Origin of the sequence: Photobacterium sp. Alg240-V54 (genome assembly GCF_900537155.1) — a bacterium.
Lineage (GTDB): Bacteria > Pseudomonadota > Gammaproteobacteria > Enterobacterales > Vibrionaceae > Photobacterium.
The window spans coordinates 392,382-413,471 of sequence record NZ_UNRL01000003.1 but is presented as its reverse complement, the minus strand read 5'-3'; the positions used below and the strand labels follow the sequence as shown (position 1 = coordinate 413,471).

General features: G+C 34.6%; 20 protein-coding genes and 1 pseudogene. 17 read left to right on the top strand and 4 right to left on the bottom strand.

Annotated features, from left to right (window positions below):
- Nucleotides 1–16: 16 nt before the first annotated feature.
- The 12 genes from wecA (G6R09_RS10860) (at nt 17) to G6R09_RS10805 (ending at nt 11,637) form a co-directional block, all read left to right on the top strand.
- Entirely contained in the window at nt 17–1,105 is a 1,089-nt protein-coding gene (gene wecA / locus G6R09_RS10860) for a UDP-N-acetylglucosamine--undecaprenyl-phosphate N-acetylglucosaminephosphotransferase (protein WP_163922344.1), read from the top strand.
- A gap of 12 nt (nt 1,106–1,117) precedes the next feature.
- Nucleotides 1,118–1,498 carry an HAD hydrolase family protein gene (locus G6R09_RS10855; protein WP_163922341.1) on the top strand — a complete coding sequence of 127 codons (381 nt, stop codon included), beginning with the start codon at nt 1,118–1,120 and terminating at the stop codon, nt 1,496–1,498.
- A complete protein-coding gene (locus G6R09_RS10850) occupies nt 1,489–3,060 on the top strand; it encodes a capsular biosynthesis protein (RefSeq protein WP_163922339.1) in 1,572 nt (523 codons plus the stop codon). Before G6R09_RS10855 ends, G6R09_RS10850 begins: the two co-directional genes overlap by 10 nt.
- On the top strand, nt 3,057–3,782 hold the full coding sequence (locus tag G6R09_RS10845; RefSeq protein ID WP_163922336.1) for a glycosyltransferase family 2 protein: 726 nt from the start codon (nt 3,057–3,059) through the stop codon (nt 3,780–3,782). The genes G6R09_RS10850 and G6R09_RS10845 overlap by 4 nt, the downstream gene beginning before the upstream one ends.
- Before the next feature lie 164 nt (nt 3,783–3,946).
- Nucleotides 3,947–4,816: a hypothetical protein gene (locus tag G6R09_RS10840; RefSeq protein WP_163922334.1), complete on the top strand. Its 870-nt coding sequence runs from the start codon at nt 3,947–3,949 to the stop codon at nt 4,814–4,816.
- Complete coding sequence (locus tag G6R09_RS10835; RefSeq protein WP_163922331.1) at nt 4,816–5,982, top strand: oligosaccharide flippase family protein; 1,167 nt, start codon at nt 4,816–4,818, stop codon at nt 5,980–5,982. Before G6R09_RS10840 ends, G6R09_RS10835 begins: the two co-directional genes overlap by 1 nt.
- Nucleotides 5,972–6,841, top strand: a complete 870-nt coding sequence (locus G6R09_RS10830) for a hypothetical protein (RefSeq protein WP_163922328.1) — start codon at nt 5,972–5,974, stop codon at nt 6,839–6,841. The genes G6R09_RS10835 and G6R09_RS10830 overlap by 11 nt, the downstream gene beginning before the upstream one ends.
- Nucleotides 6,841–7,902, top strand: coding sequence for an EpsG family protein (locus G6R09_RS10825; protein WP_163922325.1), 1,062 nt, complete (start codon nt 6,841–6,843; stop codon nt 7,900–7,902). Before G6R09_RS10830 ends, G6R09_RS10825 begins: the two co-directional genes overlap by 1 nt.
- Nucleotides 7,902–8,732 (top strand): glycosyltransferase, encoded by an 831-nt coding sequence (locus tag G6R09_RS10820; protein WP_163922323.1) that lies wholly within the window; start codon nt 7,902–7,904, stop codon nt 8,730–8,732. Before G6R09_RS10825 ends, G6R09_RS10820 begins: the two co-directional genes overlap by 1 nt.
- 1 nt (nt 8,733) lies before the next feature.
- Nucleotides 8,734–9,531, top strand: coding sequence for a glycosyltransferase (locus tag G6R09_RS10815; RefSeq protein WP_163922320.1), 798 nt, complete (start codon nt 8,734–8,736; stop codon nt 9,529–9,531).
- Nucleotides 9,532–9,535: 4 nt separating this feature from the next.
- Entirely contained in the window at nt 9,536–10,474 is a 939-nt protein-coding gene (locus G6R09_RS10810) for a hypothetical protein (RefSeq protein WP_163922317.1), read from the top strand.
- Nucleotides 10,471–11,637, top strand: coding sequence for a nucleotide sugar dehydrogenase (locus G6R09_RS10805; protein ID WP_163922314.1), 1,167 nt, complete (start codon nt 10,471–10,473; stop codon nt 11,635–11,637). Before G6R09_RS10810 ends, G6R09_RS10805 begins: the two co-directional genes overlap by 4 nt.
- 153 nt (nt 11,638–11,790) lie before the next feature.
- On the opposite strand, the pseudogene G6R09_RS10800 reads toward G6R09_RS10805, so the two are convergent.
- A pseudogene (locus G6R09_RS10800) lies at nt 11,791–12,390 on the bottom strand (site-specific integrase); the annotation flags it as partial.
- A 285-nt stretch (nt 12,391–12,675) separates the two neighbouring features.
- On the opposite strand from G6R09_RS10800, the gene G6R09_RS10795 reads away from it, so the two are divergent.
- The gene (locus tag G6R09_RS10795; RefSeq protein WP_163922309.1) at nt 12,676–13,803 is read left to right on the top strand and encodes a Fic family protein; all 1,128 of its coding nucleotides are present in this window, start codon (nt 12,676–12,678) and stop codon (nt 13,801–13,803) included.
- Nucleotides 13,804–14,017: 214 nt separating this feature from the next.
- On the opposite strand, the gene G6R09_RS10790 is transcribed toward G6R09_RS10795, so the two are convergent.
- On the bottom strand, nt 14,018–14,293 hold the full coding sequence (locus tag G6R09_RS10790; protein WP_065168442.1) for a hypothetical protein: 276 nt from the start codon (nt 14,291–14,293) through the stop codon (nt 14,018–14,020).
- Between the two features lie 644 nt (nt 14,294–14,937).
- Here G6R09_RS10790 and G6R09_RS19980 point away from each other — a divergent pair.
- The 3 genes from G6R09_RS19980 (at nt 14,938) to rfbB (ending at nt 17,732) form a co-directional block, all read left to right on the top strand.
- Entirely contained in the window at nt 14,938–15,072 is a 135-nt protein-coding gene (locus tag G6R09_RS19980; protein ID WP_255454566.1) for a hypothetical protein, read from the top strand.
- A gap of 518 nt (nt 15,073–15,590) precedes the next feature.
- Nucleotides 15,591–16,664 carry a UDP-N-acetylglucosamine--undecaprenyl-phosphate N-acetylglucosaminephosphotransferase gene (gene wecA, locus G6R09_RS10785; RefSeq protein ID WP_163922306.1) on the top strand — a complete coding sequence of 358 codons (1,074 nt, stop codon included), beginning with the start codon at nt 15,591–15,593 and terminating at the stop codon, nt 16,662–16,664.
- A 24-nt stretch (nt 16,665–16,688) separates the two neighbouring features.
- A complete protein-coding gene (gene rfbB / locus G6R09_RS10780; RefSeq protein ID WP_163922304.1) occupies nt 16,689–17,732 on the top strand; it encodes a dTDP-glucose 4,6-dehydratase in 1,044 nt (347 codons plus the stop codon).
- Nucleotides 17,733–17,847: 115 nt separating this feature from the next.
- Here the strand turns inward: rfbB and G6R09_RS10775 are convergent, their stop codons facing one another.
- Both G6R09_RS10775 and G6R09_RS10770 read right to left on the bottom strand, forming a co-directional pair.
- Complete coding sequence (locus G6R09_RS10775; protein ID WP_163922301.1) at nt 17,848–18,498, bottom strand: N-acetylmuramoyl-L-alanine amidase; 651 nt, start codon at nt 18,496–18,498, stop codon at nt 17,848–17,850.
- Nucleotides 18,495–19,367, bottom strand: a complete 873-nt coding sequence (locus tag G6R09_RS10770; protein ID WP_163922298.1) for an alpha/beta hydrolase — start codon at nt 19,365–19,367, stop codon at nt 18,495–18,497. Before G6R09_RS10770 ends, G6R09_RS10775 begins: the two co-directional genes overlap by 4 nt.
- A gap of 230 nt (nt 19,368–19,597) precedes the next feature.
- Between G6R09_RS10770 and G6R09_RS10765 the strand changes: the two genes are divergently transcribed.
- Complete coding sequence (locus G6R09_RS10765; protein ID WP_163922295.1) at nt 19,598–20,971, top strand: MBL fold metallo-hydrolase; 1,374 nt, start codon at nt 19,598–19,600, stop codon at nt 20,969–20,971.
- Nucleotides 20,972–21,090: the final 119 nt, after the last annotated feature.

Here is a 21,090-nt window from a genome sequence, read left to right as displayed (position 1 = left end):
TATAAAGTTGGCAATAATGAATAATGCATATCTGTTTGTCTTTATTATGTCGTTTATAACGTTATTCGTTATGCGAAAAGTAGCAAAGAAAATTGGTCTGGTTGATAAGCCTAATGCCCGCAAACACCACAAAGGGGTCGTGCCTTTGGTGGGCGGTATTTCCATTTATTTAGCATTACTGGCCTGCTTTACTCTGTTTCTACCGATGAGCCTAAACCTGCAATTGTACTTAGGCTGTTCGGCGATTTTAATTGTGCTTGGCGCGCTGGATGATTTTTTGGATCTCAGCTTTAAAATCCGCTTGGTCGTACAAGCGGGTATTTCACTGGCGATGATTTGGGTCGGTGGCCACAGTTTGCATCATTTAGGTTTTTTGATGGGCAGTGACACCATTGTACTCAATGAAGCAGCAGGTGCTGTGATCACTGTGATAGCAGTTATCGCTGCCATTAACGCCTTTAACATGGCCGATGGTATTGATGGCTTGCTGGGCGGTTTAGCCTCGGTGACCTTTACTGCGTTGGGGATTGTATTTTACAACAGCGGTAACGAGTATTTAGCTACGATTTGTTTGTTAATTGTAACCGCATTGTTCCCTTACATTTTGTTGAACCTTGGTTTTCCGCTAGGGCGACGCTTTAAAATCTTTATGGGTGATGCGGGCAGTATGTTCATCGGCTTCTCGGTGATCTGGATGTTAATCCGCGGCACGCAAGAAGTCGATATTATTGCCTTTAAACCTGTAACGGCATTGTGGTTAATTGCGATCCCATTGATGGACATGGCAACGATTATGATCCGCCGTATACGTAAAGGCCATTCACCATTTAAACCTGATCGTGAGCATCTGCATCATATCTGTGAGCGCATGGGCTTATCGTCATTAATGACGTTATTTGTTATCTGCTTATTAGCATCGATTTGTGCGGCGGTGGGGATTGTTGCAGATCTCAATGGTGTCGCTGAATCCACCATGTTCGTCGCTTTCTTAATCATGTTCGTAATGTATTTTACGGCGATTAATCATATTTGGCGGATCACGACTTGGGTTAAAAAATTAGTATCACCTTTGGTCAAAAATATCCCTCATCACGAGCAAAATTAGAATAGTTATATTATGAAAAGATTAATTGTAGATTTAGATGGAACATTAACTCAAGCGGATTCTTCTGATTATAAGAAAGTAAAGCCACGACTAGATGTGATTGAAAAGTTAAAAGAATATCATTTAGATGGATTCGAGATAGTAATTAGTACAGCAAGAAACATGCGTACCTTTGAAGGTAATATAGGAAAAATTAATATTTATACTTTGCCTGTTATTGTTGAATGGCTTGAGAAATATAATATACCTTACGATGAAATTATTGTGGGTAAACCATGGTGTGGTCACGAAGGTTTTTATATAGATGATCGAGCTATTCGACCATCAGAGTTTGCACAATTAACTAATGAAGAAATAAAGAATTTAATAAGCAAGGAGAAAGTATGTTCTTAATTATGTCTGCTGCATATGTTGATGTAGAGCTACAATCAGAATTTGGACTTATTCCCCCTGCTTTATTACCTCTAGGCAATAAAAGATTGTTTCAGCACCAAAATAATATTATACCTAAGGGGGCCAAAAAATACATTTCATTACCTGAGTCGTATAGATTAACATCTATGGATACCCAATGGTTAAAAGATAATGGTTTTACCATAATCTCTGCACCTGATGGTTTATCTTTAGGTGCTTCGCTTGTAGCATCAATTAGCTTGATTGATGAACCGATTGAAAAGAATTTACATGTATTATTTGGTGACACATTAATAACAGAATTACCATTAGGTAATGATGTTATTGCAATTTCAAAAATTGATGATAACTATAACTGGTCAACATTAAATAATTCATTTAACTCATTCTCATTATCTAAAAAACAGTTGTCTAATGAGGTTGTTTGCGGATATTTTAAGTTTTCAGTACCCCGTCAACTAGTTAAATGTATTACTCAAAACCATTGGGATTTTATCGAAGGTCTTAATAGCTATAATGATTTGAAAAATTTAACACCAATATTGACTGATAAATGGTTAGATTTTGGACATGTTAATACATATTATCGTTCAAAAGCAAAATTCACAACGCAACGTGCTTTTAATGAGCTGATTATTACTCCTGAATGGATAGAAAAATCGAGTAATAATGATATAAAAATAAAAGCAGAAGCAAATTGGTTTAGTGAATTGCCAGCTGAAATGCGAAATTATATTCCTCAATATATGGGGTCTAAAGATATCCAAGGAAAATTTAGCTATAGGTTGGAATATCTTCATCATACAGCGTTAAATGAACTTTATGTATTTTCTGAACTGCCACCTGTTGTTTGGCGAAATATTTTTGAAAGTTGCTTTAGTTTCATAAAGTGTTGCCAGAAAAATCATTTATCTAGTAAGTCTGTTTATTCTTCTATTAATGAACTGTTTGGTGAGAAGACTAGGAGTCGACTAACTGATTTTTGTATAGAGAGAAATATTTCTATCGATGATAAATGGTTATTTGAAGGGGAAGAGATTACATTAAAAGATATTTTAGTAACTTCTGCAGAATGGTTACCAATTAAATCTACAGCATCAACGGTAATGCATGGGGATTTTTGTTTTAGTAATATTTTGTATGATTTTAGGGCTAACCGTATCAAAACAATTGATCCAAGAGGGATTAATTATAAGAATGATTTTACTATTTTTGGTGATATTCGTTATGATCTTGCGAAATTAAGCCATTCTGTTCTTGGGATGTATGATTGGATCATTGCTGGAAATTATCAAGTTGATATTTCTAATAATAATATTACATTAAAAATTGATGGTCAGAAAAAGCAACAGGAAGTGCAACAACTATTTATAGATATAATTGAAAGTAAATTCGATCTTAGCCCACGAAACTTATATGCGATGCAGATACAATTATTCTTGTCGATGTTACCACTTCATGCTGACGATACAAAACGTCAGGATGCTTTATTTGCAAATGCTTTCCGCCTTTATAAAATATTAAAAGGATTCAATAAATGATAGTTATTCCAATGGCTGGACTGAGTTCTCGGTTTTTTAAAGCGGGTTACACAAAACCTAAATATATGTTAGAAGCTCATGGTATGACACTTTTTGACCATGCTGTTATGAGTTTTGAAAAATATTTCATTTCAGAAAAATTTATATTTATCGTTCGAGATGTTTATAATACCGCTGACTTTGTAAAAAAAAGTTTGGAAAAGCTAGGTATTAAAAATTTTAAAGTTGTAATTTTAGATAAAGAAACTAGAGGACAAGCAGAAACTGTCTATTTAGGGTTAAAGGATATAGAAGTAAACGATAATAGTTCAATAACTATATTTAATATAGATACATTTAGACCAGGGTTTATATACCCAGAATTAAAAAACATGGGTGATGGTTATTTAGAAGTGTTTAAAGGTTCTGGTGATAATTGGTCTTTTGTTAAATCAGAAAATAAGGATAGTAATAAAGTTATTGAAACGACTGAGAAAAAACCAATTTCTGATTTGTGTTGCAGTGGATTATATTATTTCAGCACCAGAGGAATTTTTGAACTGGCCTACCAGGATTATATTAGAAAGTCTGAAAAAGATTGGGACAGCGGAGAGCTATATATCGCACCTATATATAATTATTTAATTAATAATGGATATCAAATTACTTATAATTTAATAAATAGAAATGAAGTGATTTTTTGTGGAGTACCACATGAATATAATGAATTTATGGCGTTATAAATTTATTACGGGTGTATAAATATTCCTAGGCTTTTAATGAGTGAAGCCTAGAAATTATATTATCTGCTAAAATACATAATAAATTACCAAAGCAGTATCAGTCTGGAATTAAATTAACCACTGTATATTTAATAAATTATTATATTCATAAATAGTGAGGTATCTTGAGTATTTTGTTTAGCATAGCAGTTCATGAAGATGAAATGTCAATAATTGATTTGATAGATAATATTAATTATTATTGTAAAGACTGTTATATTGTTCTACATCTATCAAAACAGAGTAAACTAAATTTAAATATAGAACACACTAATTTGTTTATAAACAAAAATCAGTTCATAACGGGTTATGCCGATGGTACATTATCTTTTGTTCATTATTCAAATTATCAATATGCAAATAAAAATAAATTGAAATATGAATATTTTATACCTTTTGGGAGTAATCAGTTATTTATTAAAGAAGGGGTTGAAAAATATATCTTAGGATACGATAAATCATACATACCAAATGTAAGTAATGATAATTATCAATTATCTATTTACCGTAAAGATTCTGTTATGATTGAGTTATTAGGACTGAATATTTCAAAATCAGCTCCTGAAGGTACTTTCTATAAAAAACAATTAATAGAAGATTTTGTAAAAAATAAAAAAGTCGAAAGATATTTTTTAGATAGTGAATGGTTATATAAAAAAAATGTTGGATTGAAGATTAGGAAGGTATTCTGTTTTACTTCGAAATTGTTTTATAAATTAGATATTATTAAATATCTACCATCATTCATCGCAAGATACTCATATGCATCCGAAGAGTTATTATTCCCTTCTATAATTTCTAGTGGATTAACGAAAGATCGCTTTTGCTACATACCGTGGCATAAAAAGGATCTTTCAGTGACGATAGATGAAATTAATGAATGTTTAAGTAATGGAAAATATTTATCAGTTAAGAGAATCGAAAGAAGCTATGATGATCCAGTAAGAAAGTATATTCGTGAAGTCCTTTCTGATAACTATAAGATAAAGCAATAATGAATATAATATTTTCCTATCTGATACAAATTTCAATTATATTAACACCGATTTTGAGCTTACCTATTTTATCAAGAGTGCTTGATACTGATGAGTTTAATCTATATTTGCTATTGCAATCGCTTTGTGTATGGATTTCATATGTTATTGATTATGGATTTATAATAACAGCAACTAAGCTAATAAAAGAAAATAAAAAAAGTGTTTCAAATATAATATATAGCAAATTGCTATTGTCATTATTATCATTGATTATATATGTCATTTTATCTTTTATCATAAATGTGGATTCAATTTTGATCTTTTTATCATCCATATATATGGTTTTGATGGGGATGAATTTTTATTGGTATTTTATTGCAGTAGAAAAATTAAAAAATAAATCTATTATTGAGTTTATATCATCATCTTTTTTTATATTGATTCTTTTGTTTTTTCTAAATTACAGCACAATTGACATAAATGAATTGTTCTGTCTTTTAATTGTATCAAGAGCTATTAATATTTTTGCATCAATATATTGTATCTATAAGGATGGTTGTAATTTTGAGTTTAATTTATTAGTCGTTATTGATACTTTAAGATATTCATTTGATGCGTTTATATTGAAATCTGGTGCGACTTTATATACTGTTGCTAATGGTTATATAATTTCATTAGTACTTGGTGTAAATAGTTCAGCCTTATATTTACAGTCAGAAAGAATTATAAAGTCTGCATTTTCATCACTAGTGCCTCCATTGACCAATGCTATCTATCCCAAAGTAATAAGAGGGGATGTGAAAGTTCGAATAATAGAATTCTTTGTGTTATTTTTATCATTGTTATTGAGTATATTTCTTTATATTTTTAGAGATTACATATTATCTTTTTTTTATCACTCATATTCTTATGATTTATTATTGGCATATGAAATATTCATATTTATCATTCCTATTATATCAATGACCAATGTTATGATGTTCACTAGAGTTTATAAATATGATTTAGAAAAAAAAGTGTCTAAAATAATTTTGATTGCTGGTCTTATTAATATAATTGTGCTTCCCGTAATGACTTATTCATTTAATGAGGTAGGGGCTATTATAAGCTGTATCTTTATTGAATTTGTTATTCTTATTTCTATTTATGTCATAACTAAAAACAAGGTTGAAAGTGATAGGTAAAATAGCAGTATTCATCTGTGGTCCTGAGAGGTTTCTTCCTCAGGTTATTAAGAACTTAGAAAGTACATTTAGTGAGTATGAATACGATAATTTCATATTTATATGGGATGAGGATAAAGATAATAGAAGTAATTCATCAGATATATCTGAGAATATAAACTACTATAGAAAAAACTCAAAAGTATTACATGTAGAAAAGCCTTTCAATGAAGAACAAATAAGTAGAAGGTTCGGAGGAAAAGTATTAGGTCACAGTAGTAAAAAAGCAATGCTAGGTATGTTTTATTCTGTATCAGTATTGTGTGATGTCATAAAAAAACATCCTGATTTTAAAGAGTATACACATATCTTAAGAGTTAGAACTGACTCGATATTTTTTGATTCATTTACATTAGATGATTATAAGGATGGTTCAATTTTAGTTGCTGATAATCCCATTATACCTTCTAACTGGGTTTCTGATCATTTAATGTTTGCTCCTATAAATAAGTTTTTAAAAGTATGGGGGGTTTCTTCTTTAAAGCGATGTAATATTTTATTTATATTTTCGAGTAATAATCCTGAGTTATTGTTGAAATTAAAAAGTTTTAGATATGCTTTTTGTGTGAAAAAAAATATCAAGCGTTATGAAGACTATCATATCGTTTATACTTACAACGAAAGTGAGCCCTCATATATCAAAAAGTATATGGAAAGAGATATTTTTTCTCTATTTGAAAATCCTCCGTTGTTAGAGCAAAGAAAAAATTATTATCAATTAAAAAAAAATATTAGAAATGAGAATGAAAAGAAAATATTAAAAAAGATCTCGTCATCATTCTTTGGTCGTCTTGTTATTTCCCTTTTTAAAGGTGTCTAATGAGAGATTTATTTTTAGAAATTTGGCCTTTGCTCATGTACTTTATTTTTGTTTTTCTTTTTTTTAATCGAAGTAAAGTACTTACATATTTAATTCTAACTGTTATTTCATTTATATTGGCAATATTCATCGGCACAAGAGGTGAATTCGCTGGTTATGATACTATAAACTATGTAAATGTGATTAATAATCTTAGCAATATATCTTGGTATCATATATCAAGTGAAGTTAAGAATATTATAGGAGCTGGATATGAGCCTTTTTTCTGGTTACTAAGTAAGTTTTTTTATTCGATAGATAATTCATCTGAATTTGTTTTCTTTTGTGTGGCTTTTTTCTCTTCGGTAATTTTCATGCTAGGTATGACGAATATGGAATCGGAGAGGATAGAAAACCTTCATGGACTTTCCTTTTTAATATTTATCTCTACTGGCTCATATTTTTCATTAATGTCAAATACTATAAGGCAGGGAGTATCCGTTTCTTTGTTTATTTTGTCACTGTCTTTTTTTTTGAAAGGAAGAAATTATAGTTTTTTCTTTTTCTTTGTATTGGCCTGTCTCTCACATTATTCTTCAATACCATTATACATTGTTGCAATTATAGTTATCAAAATAAGGATAAATATTTTAACTTATATATTCATCCTTATTTCGTGCTTAGTTCTATATTTGTCATCATTTTCAGATTATTTTTTAAATAAATTGGTTCCTGCTTATGGTTTGATTGATTCAAATTACTTATACCATCCAGCTTATTTGGTTTCTTTTCTATTTGTTTTTATAATTTTTTATATAAAACATAAAGGTAAATATAACATTGATCCAATCATTAAGCTTTATCTGGTATTTTTGTCATTACAAACACTTTTTTTGAGTAATGCGAATTCGTTCAATAGGATTGGTTTTATGCGATTTTTATTGGAGCCAATAATTATGTATTACTTATTAGCAAGTATTAATAGTATAAAATCTTTAATAATATCTTCGATACTTTTTGTATTATTTTATTATTATGTTTTTTCAAATGAAAGTGTTCTCTTTAATCTTGGTGTTAGTTGATGAATAAACCATTTATAACTGTATATATAACATCTTACAATCGTGAAGATCTAATTGTTCGAGCTATAAACTCGGTGCTTAATCAAACGTATGATCATTTCGAGCTTATAATTGTAGATGATTGTTCTACTGATAGAACTGTTGAGAATATAAAAAGTTGTATTAGAGGTTTTTCAAATGTGAGGCTGCTTATTAACGAAAAAAATAGAGGGGCTTGTTATAGTCGAAATCTAGCAATCAAAGAATCTAGAGGTGAGTATATAACGGGACTTGACGATGATGACGCTTTCTCCATATCAAGACTTCAGGTATTTGTAAATAACATAGATGAAAAATATTCGTTTTTATGTACGCCACTGAAGGTAATAAGTAAGTCAATGGATTATAAGGCTCAGAATAAAACTGGTGTTATATCACTTGATGATATGAAAAATTGTAATTGCATTGGAAATCAGATTTTTGTGAAAAAAAAATTATTGGTTCAAACTGGAGGTTTTGATGAGAGTTTTCCTGCTTGGCAGGATTATGAACTTTTCTTTCGACTTTTATTAAAGTTTGGAAAAGCATATAAAATAAAAACTTATACTTACTTGCACTATATAGATCATGAATATGGGAGGATTACTAACCCTGTTAAAATAAATGATGCTTATGATAAATTTATAGTAAAACATAATAATGAGTTATCAAAAGAAAATTTAAATAGTTTGTTATTTACTAAACTTTTAACTCAGCGAGCATCAATCCCTTTTTCTGTTTTATTTAAACGAGTTTCTTCTTGTGATCTACGCGTATTTAAGTACTTTTTATTAAAAATTAGAAGTGTATGATATGAATTTTTCTGTTTTAATGTCTGTATATTATAAAGATGATGACAACCAGCTTTTTGAAGCTATTGAATCTATTATTAATAATACAGTGGTACCAAATCAAATAGTCATTGTTGTTGATGGAAAAGTTGGCTGTAATATTCAAAAAATACTTGATTTATATGCAGAAACACCTCTTTTTAATATTATATATTTAGAATCAAATGTTGGATTGGGGAATGCGTTAAATATAGGCTTATCTTATTGTAAGTATGAAGTTGTTGCTCGAATGGACTCAGATGATTTGTGTCATATTGATAGATTTGAAAAACAAGTTAAATATATGTCTGATTATGATATTGTTGGCGGGAATATATCTGAATTTGATAAAGATCCTTTACAGCCTTATTCTCAAAGGAAGGTTCCTTTAGAAAATGATGAGATTATAAAATTTTCCCGAAGACGCTGCCCTTTTAATCATGTTACTGTAATGTATAAGAAATCTCAAGTTATTGCGGCTGGTGGATATATTGGAGGAAGGAATTTTCAAGAGGATTACTATTTGTGGATACGCATGCTTAATAATAGATGCAGAAGTAAGAATATTGACTTCAATCTTGTTAATGTTAGAGCCGGTAGTGATATGCTTTATCGGAGAACTGGGTGTGAATATGCAAAAAATGAAATCATTGTTCAATATAATGCTTATAATTTAGGTTTTATTAGTTTATTTGATTTTATATTTAACTCTATTATTCGAAGTTGTACACGACTATCACCAATTTTTATAAAAAAAATAATCTACTCTAAATTGAGATAAAGTAATGACAAATTCCAAGTTGAATTTAGTTTGTTTTTATTCTGAAGGATTCCCTTACGATAGAGGTTTAAACTTATCTGTTAATAAAGAAAATGTTATTGATAGTGCATCAAATTTTGTTGATAATATATCTTTTTACACTCCTAGATTATTAAAACATTTAGGATATATTGATTATGTAAAGGAATTCAATAATAGAGGTCTTGTTTATAAAAACCCTGGTATGAATCATGTTGGATTTTGTGCTTGGAGGCCGTTAATTTTACTATTAGAGCTAGAGAATATGAGCGAGGGTGATATATTAATTTATCGTGATGTTAATATTGAAAAGTATCCCATATTATCTAAATATAAAAATATTAAAGAGAAGGCGATAGAATATCTAGATTTAGTTGATTTTGATATATTTGTACCTGCTGAAAATGATTCCAATAAAGTAAGTAATTTTGCAAAGAAAAATATGGTGGAAGGGCTAGCTATAGATTCAAACTATAGCAGTAAATTTCCACTTTTATTGGCTAATTTTATAATAATTAGGAAATCTAAACTATCTATAAGCTTGTTAGAAGAATGGAAAAATGCTTGTTTAAATGAAAAGTATATTAATGGAAATGTTTATGGCTTATTATACTCGGATTTCAGATGGTCAACTCCTGAACAGTCGATTTTAAGTGTTATTTTTTCTAACTATTGTTTTCAAGGAATTATCAACAAAGATTTTCCTAAGATTTATTTCAATGGAAGAGATTATACAAAACCCGTGCTATTTAACTCTAATAATTTTAAATTACCTAATAACAATAAACTTCCTGAAATATTGAATACAATTTATGTTATATTTAAATCATCTTTTGTTGTTTTTAGTGTTGATGTTTTAAGTTTGAATAAATTAAAAATATTAAAACGTATTAATATTAAATTAAGGAAGATATTTATAAAATGAAAATCGCTATTGCTGGAACAGGCTATGTAGGCCTGTCTAATGCTATGCTTTTAGCACAGCATAATGAAGTTATTGCTGTAGATATTATCGAAGAAAAAATAAAATTATTAAACGATAAAATATCCCCAATAGTAGATAAGGAAATTGAAGATTTTCTCCAAGATAAGCAATTAAATTTTCATGCTACATTGAATAAGCAATTAGCATATGAAAGTGCTGATTTTGTTATTATTGCAACGCCTACTGATTATGACTCTGTAAATAATTTTTTTAATACCTCATCTGTTGAAGCTGTTATTAACGATGTTTTAGCTATTAACCCTAATGCAGTGATGGTGATTAAATCTACTGTTCCTGTTGGTTATACTGAGCAAATTAAACAACAGTTTGGTTGTGAGAATATTATATTTTCACCTGAGTTCTTACGTGAAGGTCGTGCACTTTACGATAATCTCTATCCTTCTCGTATTATTGTTGGTGAACAAAGCGAACGTGCAACAGTATTTGCTAATCTATTAGTTGAAGGCGCGATTAAGCAAGATATTCCGGTTCTATTTACAGATTCAACTGAAGCTGAAGCAGTAAAGTTATTTTCTAATACCTATTTAGCAATGCGTGTTGCTTACTTTAATGAATTAGATACTTATGCAGCTTCTAATGACCTAGATGCGCGTCAAATCATTGAAGGTGTAGGTTTAGATCCTCGTATTGGTAATCATTATAATAATCCATCGTTTGGTTATGGTGGTTATTGTTTACCTAAAGATACTAAACAGCTTCGTGCTAATTACCGTGATGTGCCAAATAATATTATTGGTGCTATTGTTGATGCCAATACGACTCGTAAAGATTTTATAGCTGATTCTATTATTGCTAAAAATCCACAACGTGTTGGTATTTATCGTTTAATAATGAAAGCAGGCTCTGATAACTTCCGCGCGTCAAGTATTCAAGGGATCATGAAGCGCATTAAAGCCAAAGGTATTGAAGTTGTTATTTATGAACCTGTTTTAAAGGAAAAAGAGTTTTTTAACTCATTAGTCATGGATAACTTGGCTGAGTTTAAACAGCAGTGTGATGTGATTGTATCTAACCGTATGGTTGAAGAACTTTCAGATGTTGCTGATAAAGTGTATACACGCGATTTATTTGGCGCTGATTGATTGTTATTTGATTTATTGATTTGCCTCCTTAGTTATAAACCTAACGCTTGAATCATTGTTGCTTAAACAGAACGATTAAATAAAAGCCCGTATTGAACCTTTATATAAATAGTTCATACGGGCTTTTTTGCGTTTTAAATATTTATAAAATTATCAACGTCTATCAAACACACCATTTGATTCCATCATATCTGAAAAGGCACTGCCATCATGACGAGTGGCGTTAAAGACATAAGGCGCGTAAACATCAAATAATAACCGTGTATTACTGTGACCGAGCATTTGTGAAACGTACAGTGGATTTTCATGGGCCGCTAAATGCAGCACTGCCGCAGTATGGCGAGTTTCATAAGGGCGACGTGTTTTTAAATTGGCTTTTTTAAGCGTTGGATGCCAAATATCTTTACCAATTTTACGGGTATCTAATGGTGAACCATTATCATCGGTAAACAAAAAATCATTAGGATCAGTGAGGGGGGCGGTAATACGTTTAATCGCGGTCAGTAACAGATCATTAATTGGTAAGTCGCGACGTGATTTTGGGGTTTTCACATCAGTGATGTCACCATTAACCATATTTTGACGAATATTAATTAAGCGATGCTCAAAATCAAGATGCTTTAATTGTAATCCATGCACTTCACAACTTCGCATTCCCGTCATAAAACGCAGTAAAAAATAGTCGTACCAATTAGGATCGACATAGTCTAAAAAGCGTTTCACTTCTTCTAATGTCATCGGCGAACTATCTGAGTCATTACTTAATTATAGGCAATGACACAGAATTTAGGACACTCTCAATTATTAGCATTTAACATCACAAATTTTATGCGTACTAACTAACAGATCCAAATCCAATATAAACTCGGTTAAAGCCAAGGTAATACTTGTTTTGCTTAACTGAACATGGCATGAGCGATAAGTTAGTCGGCTTACACGCTCAAACCTATCACTTTGACACATTTGATTTGATTAATACCCTTATTTACATCACAATGTGATTTGAATAGGCGCTCTTTTCGCATCAAAGGATCAATTATGTGGGTATGGCTGCAAAATAACTGGCCTCATTTTCACTGGGATCAAGCCATCATTGAGCCAATGGTGAGGCAAACACGCCTTAACCAAGGTGTATTACTGGGGAAAATCACCTGCCAATCGCCGAACCAACAGCAAAGTATGTTGGATACGTTACTGGCAAACATTGTCCATTCCAGTGCTATTGAAGGGGAAAAGCTTAATGCATTTTCAGTACGTTCATCGTTGGCCAATAAGCTAGGGATGACGGAAGAGAAACCGTTTCCAACCACCGAACAAACCGATGGGTTAGCTGAAATCATGCTTGATGCGGTAGAAAACCTCGATGCGCCGCTGACGCTTTCGCGGATCTTAACCTGGCATCAACGCTTGTTCCCTGAAGGTTATACAATGTTTAACCCGGTAATCGGTGGGCTATTACGGGGTGATGCGCCGATGCAAGTCGTCTCGGGCCGTATTGATAAACCTGTTGTGCACTTTGAGGCGCCACACCGTGCCATCCTTGAGCCTGAGCTGGATACTTTTATTACGTGGTTTAACCAATCTAAAGCCGATACGTCACTCGACCCTTTACTGCGTGCGGCAATCACCCATTTATGGTTTGTGACTCTTCACCCGTTAGATGATGGTAATGGCCGTATTACGCGTTTGCTGACAGATTTAGCATTAGCCCAAGCCGAGCAACAGTCGGTTCGGTTCTATGCGATGTCGGTAGGGATCTTGGCTAACCGCCACAGCTACTATGAGGTATTGGAGCAAACCCAAAAAGGCGATCTCGATATTACAGCTTGGCTACACTGGTTTTTAACCACCTTGAATGCCACGTTTGATGGGGTGTTAACGGAGATCGATCAAACCTTGTTCAAGACTAATTACTGGCGTCAGATCGACCAAACCAAGCTCACTACAGAGCAAGTAAAAGTGCTCAATCGAATGTTGGATGGTGACTTTGAGCAGGGGATCAATACCAGCCAATACCATAAGGTGGCGAAGGTCAGTAAGCCAACCGCAACCCGTCATTTGGCGCTATTGGTTGAATTAGGCTGTTTAGTGAAATCGGGAGCGGGCGGTCGTAGTACCCGCTATTTGCTACCGTCACATGTTGCGCCACTGTCAATCAAAGTATAACAATGTAATACATCATTACAAAAAGGGGCTGATAGGTTCATTAATGCTGCTCAGTTAAATCTATCTAGCGATTCAGGATGCTTCCAAAAAATGGACGATGCCAATTAGAAACTGGCGACAAGCCCTGAACCGCTTTATGATAATGTTTGAAGACCGATTGACTGAATATTTGTAACCCAGAGCAGTGACACAGAATTATTTACAGAGTCTTTATTTACTGCAATAACAGCGACATAGTGTCTTTGTGATAGCAAGTCGCAAAGCTCTGATAACCGTATTGTTGATTATCATTATATTCTTTTACCATTGCTTGCACTTCACCTGCGGTTCTTAATTCAGGCGCTGCGTCGCTACTTTCATAGTTCCACTTTATAACAATATCAGTCTCTGGTGACATAGTGAGAACTTCATTCCATGTGTACTCAATAAATTTTACTTCGCTTTGTTTGTTGTTCGTTAGCATTGATAGTACGTTTTTAATAAATGTCATAAGTGTCGTCTTTTGTTATCAAGCAATAAAGTAATGTATCAATACATCATCCAGTTAATATAATTTAAATTTATATTTTAGTTGCGCATATTCGTCAATATCAGACATCACATTTTTAGATGTTGATCAAAGTAATTATTCTTTTAAGTGATAACTACAGATTTTTTCGTCTCAATGTCGGCTTTTTTGAGTTTTATTGCATATTGATGTTGGTAGGGGCGAGGAAGAGCGGGGGAGATTGCGAGTGTCGAGATTATTAGTGGTGAGACTTGGCATTCACTGTAGGGAATGACAGGGTGCTTGAGCTTGAAAGAAGCCAGTGAGCTCAATAACGCTACGGCGCGTGGGTAGTAGGTTCCCTATCGAGCTCTTTCTCGATCCTTAAACCTCGGCTATCGTGAACTTTTCTTCCTTTCTCCCCGTTCCTTTTTTGACCCATAAGATAAGCACCAAAATGCTTAATATAAGAATAATTTATATCAACTGTTTGCTATTACCGTCATATTTTTGGCTTTTATGTTTTTGTTCACACTTATACTGTAAATGTATAATTTTAATGGATTACAGCCCATGCTCTGCCTATACTTATCACATAGAGCAGGAGGAACTGTTCACCATATTTATATATTAAGAGTGAATATAGTATGCAATTGTTGAAGAAATTTAAGGCGTGGCTAAGCAAACTTGATGAGTACGATAAGCAGGCGAAGCAAATGCGTTGTGAAGATCGTCGTGATGAATATGACTACACAACCGAGTCGCTTAAAATCAAAAAATAGCCGTTTTGTTTCGATTTTTTCAATTGTAAAAATAAAATAATAATTAGCGTTATCCTCAAATATATAATAATCAAGCCACAACTTATATTCTTAGTGAATAGTTGTGGCTTTTTTTATGGCTGCGATGTGATGTTATTACTGACGTATATATACAGCAAGGATATTGATCAATTTACTGAATATCTTTTAGTTATGATATTGGTTTTATGAATTCATATTCACTTATTCAACTGTTTTATATATCGTTATTTTATAGGCGGCTTGTTTTCATTTAAGTTGTTGATAATTAATGTTTTGTTATTTGTTTTTGAGTAGGTTTATTATTTATTATGATTAATTTATCTTAAATATTCTGTTTTGTTTTGTTTTGAGTGTTTATTCCTTTAGCAATTAATTGCTATGTAATATTGTGGCTGTAGGTTTCGTTTTAAGGTTACTTATCAGATTATCACTGCGGTGAATATTCTGGTTGTGATTGATAACGAACTATTCTTTGGATTACAGGTACGTATTTAATTATGAAATACTCATATATCGTTGTATTTGTGCTGTCATTTATAAGCTTATTTATAATGCGCAAAGTCGCCCAAAAAGTCGGCTTGGTTGATAAGCCTAATGCTCGAAAACATCATCAGGGCGTGATACCACTCGTGGGGGGCATCTCGGTCTTTTTTGCTTTTGCTATTGCCGCGTTATTGTTTTTACCTGTTGATTTAACCCTTTTGTTATATCTCGGCTGTGGTTTGATTTTATTAGCCGTCGGGGTGATTGATGATTACCTCGACATTAGTTTTAAGATCCGCTTAGTGGTGCAAGCTGGGATCGCGTTGGCGATCATCGGTGTTGGCGGCCATTCATTGGATAACCTCGGTTACTTAATGGGCAGTGAAACATTGCAGCTATCACCTTTTATCGGTGGTGTTGTCACGGTAGTGGCGTTTATCGGTGCTATTAATGCGTTTAATATGGTTGATGGTATTGATGGCTTACTCGGAGGACTCGCTTCGGTGACATTCTCGGCGATGGGGTATGTGTTTTACTTAAATGGTAATGACGAATTAACCTTGTTCTGTGGCTTATTAGTCGCGGCTATGTTGCCTTATATTATGCTTAACTTAGGATTACCATTTGGGCGTCGCTTTAAAGTCTTTATGGGCGATGCTGGCAGCGTGTTTATTGGCTTTACTGTGGTGTGGCTATTGGTACGTGGTACGCAAGAAGCAGAGATAGTGGCCTTTAAACCGGTAACGGCATTGTGGTTAATTGCGATCCCATTAATGGATATGGCGACGATTATGATCCGCCGTGTTCGCAAAGGTCAGTCGCCGTTTAAGCCCGATCGTGAACATTTACACCACATCTGTCAGCGTCTTGGTTTGTCGTCACGCATGACATTAGCGGTGATTTGTTTATTAGCGATGAATTGTGCTGCGATCGGTATTTGGTCTGAAATGGTGGGTATTAAAGAATCAACCATGTTTATTGCTTTCTTGGCGATGTTTGGCGGTTACTTTATGATGATTAATCATATTTGGCGTATTACCGCTGTCGTTAAGCGCTTGTTTGGTATTCATACCGTACACGAAGCGTAAAAAAGTAATCAAAGGAAACATGTTGTGAAAATAATGGTGACGGGTGGAGCTGGTTTTATTGGCTCTGCCGTTATTCGATATATTATTAATAATACTCAAGATAGCGTTATTAATGTTGATAAATTAACCTATGCGGGTAATTTGTCCACATTGGAATCAGTGGCACAACATTGCCGTTATATTTTTGAGCAGGTTGATATTTGTGATCGTAATGAGTTAGATCGTCTGTTTGCTCTGCATCAGCCTGATGTGGTGATGCACTTAGCGGCGGAAAGTCATGTTGATCGTTCTATAAATGCACCTGCTGCTTTTATTACCACTAATATTATCGGTACTTATACGTTATTAGAAGCGGCACGCAGTTATTGGCAATCATTAGAGCCCGCTCGCCAAGCCGCATTTAAATTTCATCATATTTCAACCGATGAGGTGTTTGGTGATTTAGGCCATTGTGAGGCACTGTTTAGTGAAAATAGTGCCTATGATCCTTCAAGTCCATATTCAGCTTCTAAAGCGTCGAGTGATCATTTAGTACGAGCATGGTCACGAACTTATGGTTTACCCGTTATTGTAACCAATTGTTCTAATAATTATGGGTCTTATCATCATCCTGAAAAACTAATCCCGCGAATAATTTTAAATGCACTTTCGGGGCAGCCATTGCCCGTGTTTGGTGATGGTTTACAAGTTCGTGATTGGTTATTTGTCGATGATCATGCACGCGCTTTATATTGTGTTTTAACGCAAGGGCAGGCAGGTGCAACCTATAATATTGGTGGCTATAATGAAAAAGCCAATATCGATGTTATTACTACAATCTGCCAGTTATTAGAAGAGTTAGCACCGAACAAACCTCAAGCTATTGATGCTTACAGTGATCTGATTACGTATGTGGCAGATAGGCCTGGGCATGATATTCGTTATGCTATTGATGCCTCTAAAATTACTCGTGAATTAGGTTGGATCCCAGCTGAGACCTTTGAGTCGGGGTTACGTAAAACCGTTGAATGGTATTTAAATAATCCCACGTGGTGGCAATCAATGCTGGAAGAGTGTGACAATAATTAATATCAATAGCCGCGTGAAGTAGAACCACCTAAGTATCAAGAAAAAAGCGTCACAACAGATGATGCTTTTATCTTGATACCGCTCGCCACTCGCTCTTCCTGCTTCTCCTCGTCCCTTATTTCCTTTGCTCTTCCTCGCTACTCGAAACCTCTGATCTTCCTCCCTCCACCCACGCCATAATCCCTTGCACATGATACTCAATGATTTTTTTTCGGCCTTTAGGCGACATCAATATCAAACAGCATTCGATTTCATTATCCATAAAGAAGTTTTCAGTTAATACCGCAGCCATAGTGGTTTTTCTGAGCATATAAAAGCCACGCTCTTTATCGATGTCGCCATCACGATAATCACTACGCAGGGGTTTATTTGGAAACACTTGAGTAAAAGCATGGGCAAGATGATCGGCGACAATATCACTGTCGGTTTGGCCGCGGCTGGTAAAAATTTCAACCCCTTTACCACCACCAGCATTGGCATGCACTGAAATTAATAAACAGCGATGATGCGGGTATTGCTGGGCTAAAAAATTGGCCCGATCAACCCGCGTACGCAGGCTAATATCTTCTCGTTCAGGCACAATGATTTTATTGTCAATGCCATATAGGGTTAAGGCTTGGCTAATGCCGTGAGTAATAGCACGATTAAATTCCCCTTCAAATAATTGTTGGCCGTTGGACCATAATGGTGACCGTTTACCTGCGGTTTGATAGACATTGTTAATGATCCCACCATGGCCAGGATCTAATAAAATTAATGCTTTCATAAGGTCACCTTAGGAATACCGTATTTCGCGATAACATGGCTCCACAAATAGCCGTAAGATTTATGGGCATTACCAGGATACTCATTGGTGATATAACAATCTTGCGGCTTGATTTGATGGCGGTTGGCAAGGTAATCATCACTTAAATCATGATCAATACACACAATATCGCGTTTATCACTGACATTGATCCATTGCTCGGTAACACAATCGGGCGTCGCTAATTTTTTTACACTTGGTTGCTGAGTGATTTGGGGCAGAAAGCCTTTGACGCTAGTAAGTCCAAGCGGTGAGCCAAAGGTAAACCAAGTACTAATTTGTGGCGGTGTTGTTTGGCGACTGAGTTGATGGAGAACGTTATAGGCAATCACCGTGCCCATTGAGTGACTGAGTAAAATAATTGGCCGATGTTGATATTGATTCAGCAGCTTTATCAGCGGTTGCTCGACCGCTTTTTGATACTTTGAATCATGAAAGTAATGATGAATATCTGGCAGCAGTGATTTTAAAAACGGTTTAGAGATAAAAGAGAACACACTTAATTTATCTTCTATCCATTCAGCGACACCGGTTGTCCAGTGTGAGGTGCTGGTGGTGAGCTGATGGTTGTGATGGGTTAAGTTGTCTACCAATAAATGCTTAATGGCATGGATCTGCGGAATTGCAGTCGTGGGAGCGGCTGATAACACTAATGGCTGTTGATAATAATGATCGGCGTAATAGGCCATTTTAAAATCAATTTGCGGATGTAACCGAGATTGACTGTAGCGTTGTAAACCATAGTTAAGCGCTTGCTGCCAATGTGCACTTAAGGTTGTCGTCGGGATTTTATTTCCTCGACCATGAATAGCGATAATGATGGGATACATAATAAAAATGTCTCTTTAATCTGTTATCAGGTAGCCATTAGAGCTATTACGCACCTCTATGTATATTTATAAGCGCTGTTTTGTGACTGATTAACAATTTATAGATGACAGTTACATTATGTTAACATTGTAAAGGTGAATGCTTCCTAGTTCTACCTGATAACATTTTTAACAATAGATATGCGCTGTCATCATGAGTCGCTTATGGTTATTGGTAAAAGGAGATTGCAGTGAATATTGTTCATCATGGTGCAAAAACAGGAGTAACGGGATCATGTCATGAGCTTATTATTGGCGATAATAGCTTATTGATCGATTGTGGTTTATTTCAGGGAACAGAAGCCCGTGAGACGTTAGATATTGAATTTGATATTAACAATATTGCTGCATTATTACTGACCCATAGCCATATTGATCATATTGGCCGTTTGCCATGGCTACTTGCTGCGGGTTTTTCAGGGGCTATTTATGCCACAGAAGCGACTGCAGCTTTAGTGCCGCTAATGCTAGAAGATGGGCTTAAACTGCAGCTAGGACTCAATAAAAAACAGTGTGAAAAAGCGTTAGCATTAATACATCAACGTATTCGTCCAGTACCTTATGATTGTTGGGCACAAATAGTGTTACCAACGGGAGAGCAAGTTAAGATCCGTTTTCGACCTGCTGGGCATATTTTGGGCTCTGCTTATATTGAAATCAAATTACCAACCAATGAAATAGTGGTGTTTAGTGGCGATTTGGGGCCAAAAAACACCCCGTTATTAACCGATCCCATCGCGCCAACTGCCGCCCATACATTAGTAATTGAAAGTACTTATGGTGATAAAGCTGAACATTACCTTGAGCATCGTCAACAACTATTAAAACAGATCGTTGAACGCTCTTTACAAGATGGTGGCGCGATTGTTATTCCTGCTTTTAGTGTTGGTCGTACTCAAGAGTTACTGTTTGATCTTGAAAATATTATTGCCAAAATTGATGTCGATCCCAATGAAACTGCCACCAATAAGCGGGTGTGGAAAAGTTTACCGATAATTTTAGACTCGCCACTGGCACAAAAGGTGACAGAGCAGTACCGTTATTTTCATGAACTATGGGCGAAAGAAGCCAAACAGCGCCGTTATATGGGTAGGCATCCGTTAGCATTTGAGCAGTGTATTACTATTGATGGTCATGCTGAGCATATAGAATTAGTCAACAGGCTGCAGCATTCCGCTGAACCCGCGATCATTGTTGCCGCTAGCGGCATGTGCTCTGGTGGTCGAGTGGTCAATTATTTAAAAGCGTTGTTAGCTGATAAACGTACCGATGTGATTTTTGCAGGTTATCAAGCCCAAGGCACAACCGGACGCGCTTTAGTTGATGGCGATAGGGTCATTAAAATTGATGATAAAGTGATTGATGTTGCGGCGCAGATCCATCAATTATCAGGCTATTCCGCTCATGCCGCGCAACAAGATCTTGTTAGTTTTGTGGCTGATATTGAGCAAGGCCCTAAGGTAATTAAAGTCGTACATGGCGATCTTAAAGCGCAAACCGCATTAGCGACAGAACTAAGGAAGGTTAAGCCTGAGGCAACAGTGATCATTGCCGCAAGTGAGTAAGGGGCGAGGGGACGAGGTGGAAGGTTGCGAGTTTCGAGATAAAAGCGAGTGCTAAATCCATTCCCTACAGTGAATGCCCGCTAGAAGCCCGCGCGTTGTGGAGTTATTGTGGTCTGTTA

Bases quoted from the DNA above. Each gene is read 5' to 3' on its own strand.
- G6R09_RS10810 (WP_163922317.1), top strand. From the start codon at position 9,536: ATGACAAATTCCAAGTTGAATTTAGTTTGTTTTTATTCTGAAGGATTC.
- G6R09_RS10835 (WP_163922331.1), top strand. From the start codon at position 4,816: ATGAATATAATATTTTCCTATCTGATACAAATTTCAATTATATTAACA.
- G6R09_RS10850 (WP_163922339.1), top strand. From the start codon at position 1,489: ATGTTCTTAATTATGTCTGCTGCATATGTTGATGTAGAGCTACAATCA.
- G6R09_RS10805 (WP_163922314.1), top strand. From the start codon at position 10,471: ATGAAAATCGCTATTGCTGGAACAGGCTATGTAGGCCTGTCTAATGCT.
- G6R09_RS19980 (WP_255454566.1), top strand. From the start codon at position 14,938: ATGCAATTGTTGAAGAAATTTAAGGCGTGGCTAAGCAAACTTGATGAG.
- G6R09_RS10775 (WP_163922301.1), bottom strand. From the start codon at position 18,498: ATGAAAGCATTAATTTTATTAGATCCTGGCCATGGTGGGATCATTAAC.
- G6R09_RS10790 (WP_065168442.1), bottom strand. From the start codon at position 14,293: ATGACATTTATTAAAAACGTACTATCAATGCTAACGAACAACAAACAA.
- G6R09_RS10815 (WP_163922320.1), top strand. From the start codon at position 8,734: ATGAATTTTTCTGTTTTAATGTCTGTATATTATAAAGATGATGACAAC.
- G6R09_RS10845 (WP_163922336.1), top strand. From the start codon at position 3,057: ATGATAGTTATTCCAATGGCTGGACTGAGTTCTCGGTTTTTTAAAGCG.
- G6R09_RS10855 (WP_163922341.1), top strand. From the start codon at position 1,118: ATGAAAAGATTAATTGTAGATTTAGATGGAACATTAACTCAAGCGGAT.
- wecA (WP_163922344.1), top strand. From the start codon at position 17: ATGAATAATGCATATCTGTTTGTCTTTATTATGTCGTTTATAACGTTA.
- G6R09_RS10820 (WP_163922323.1), top strand. From the start codon at position 7,902: ATGAATAAACCATTTATAACTGTATATATAACATCTTACAATCGTGAA.
- G6R09_RS10770 (WP_163922298.1), bottom strand. From the start codon at position 19,367: ATGTATCCCATCATTATCGCTATTCATGGTCGAGGAAATAAAATCCCG.
- wecA (WP_163922306.1), top strand. From the start codon at position 15,591: ATGAAATACTCATATATCGTTGTATTTGTGCTGTCATTTATAAGCTTA.
- G6R09_RS10795 (WP_163922309.1), top strand. From the start codon at position 12,676: ATGTGGGTATGGCTGCAAAATAACTGGCCTCATTTTCACTGGGATCAA.
- G6R09_RS10825 (WP_163922325.1), top strand. From the start codon at position 6,841: ATGAGAGATTTATTTTTAGAAATTTGGCCTTTGCTCATGTACTTTATT.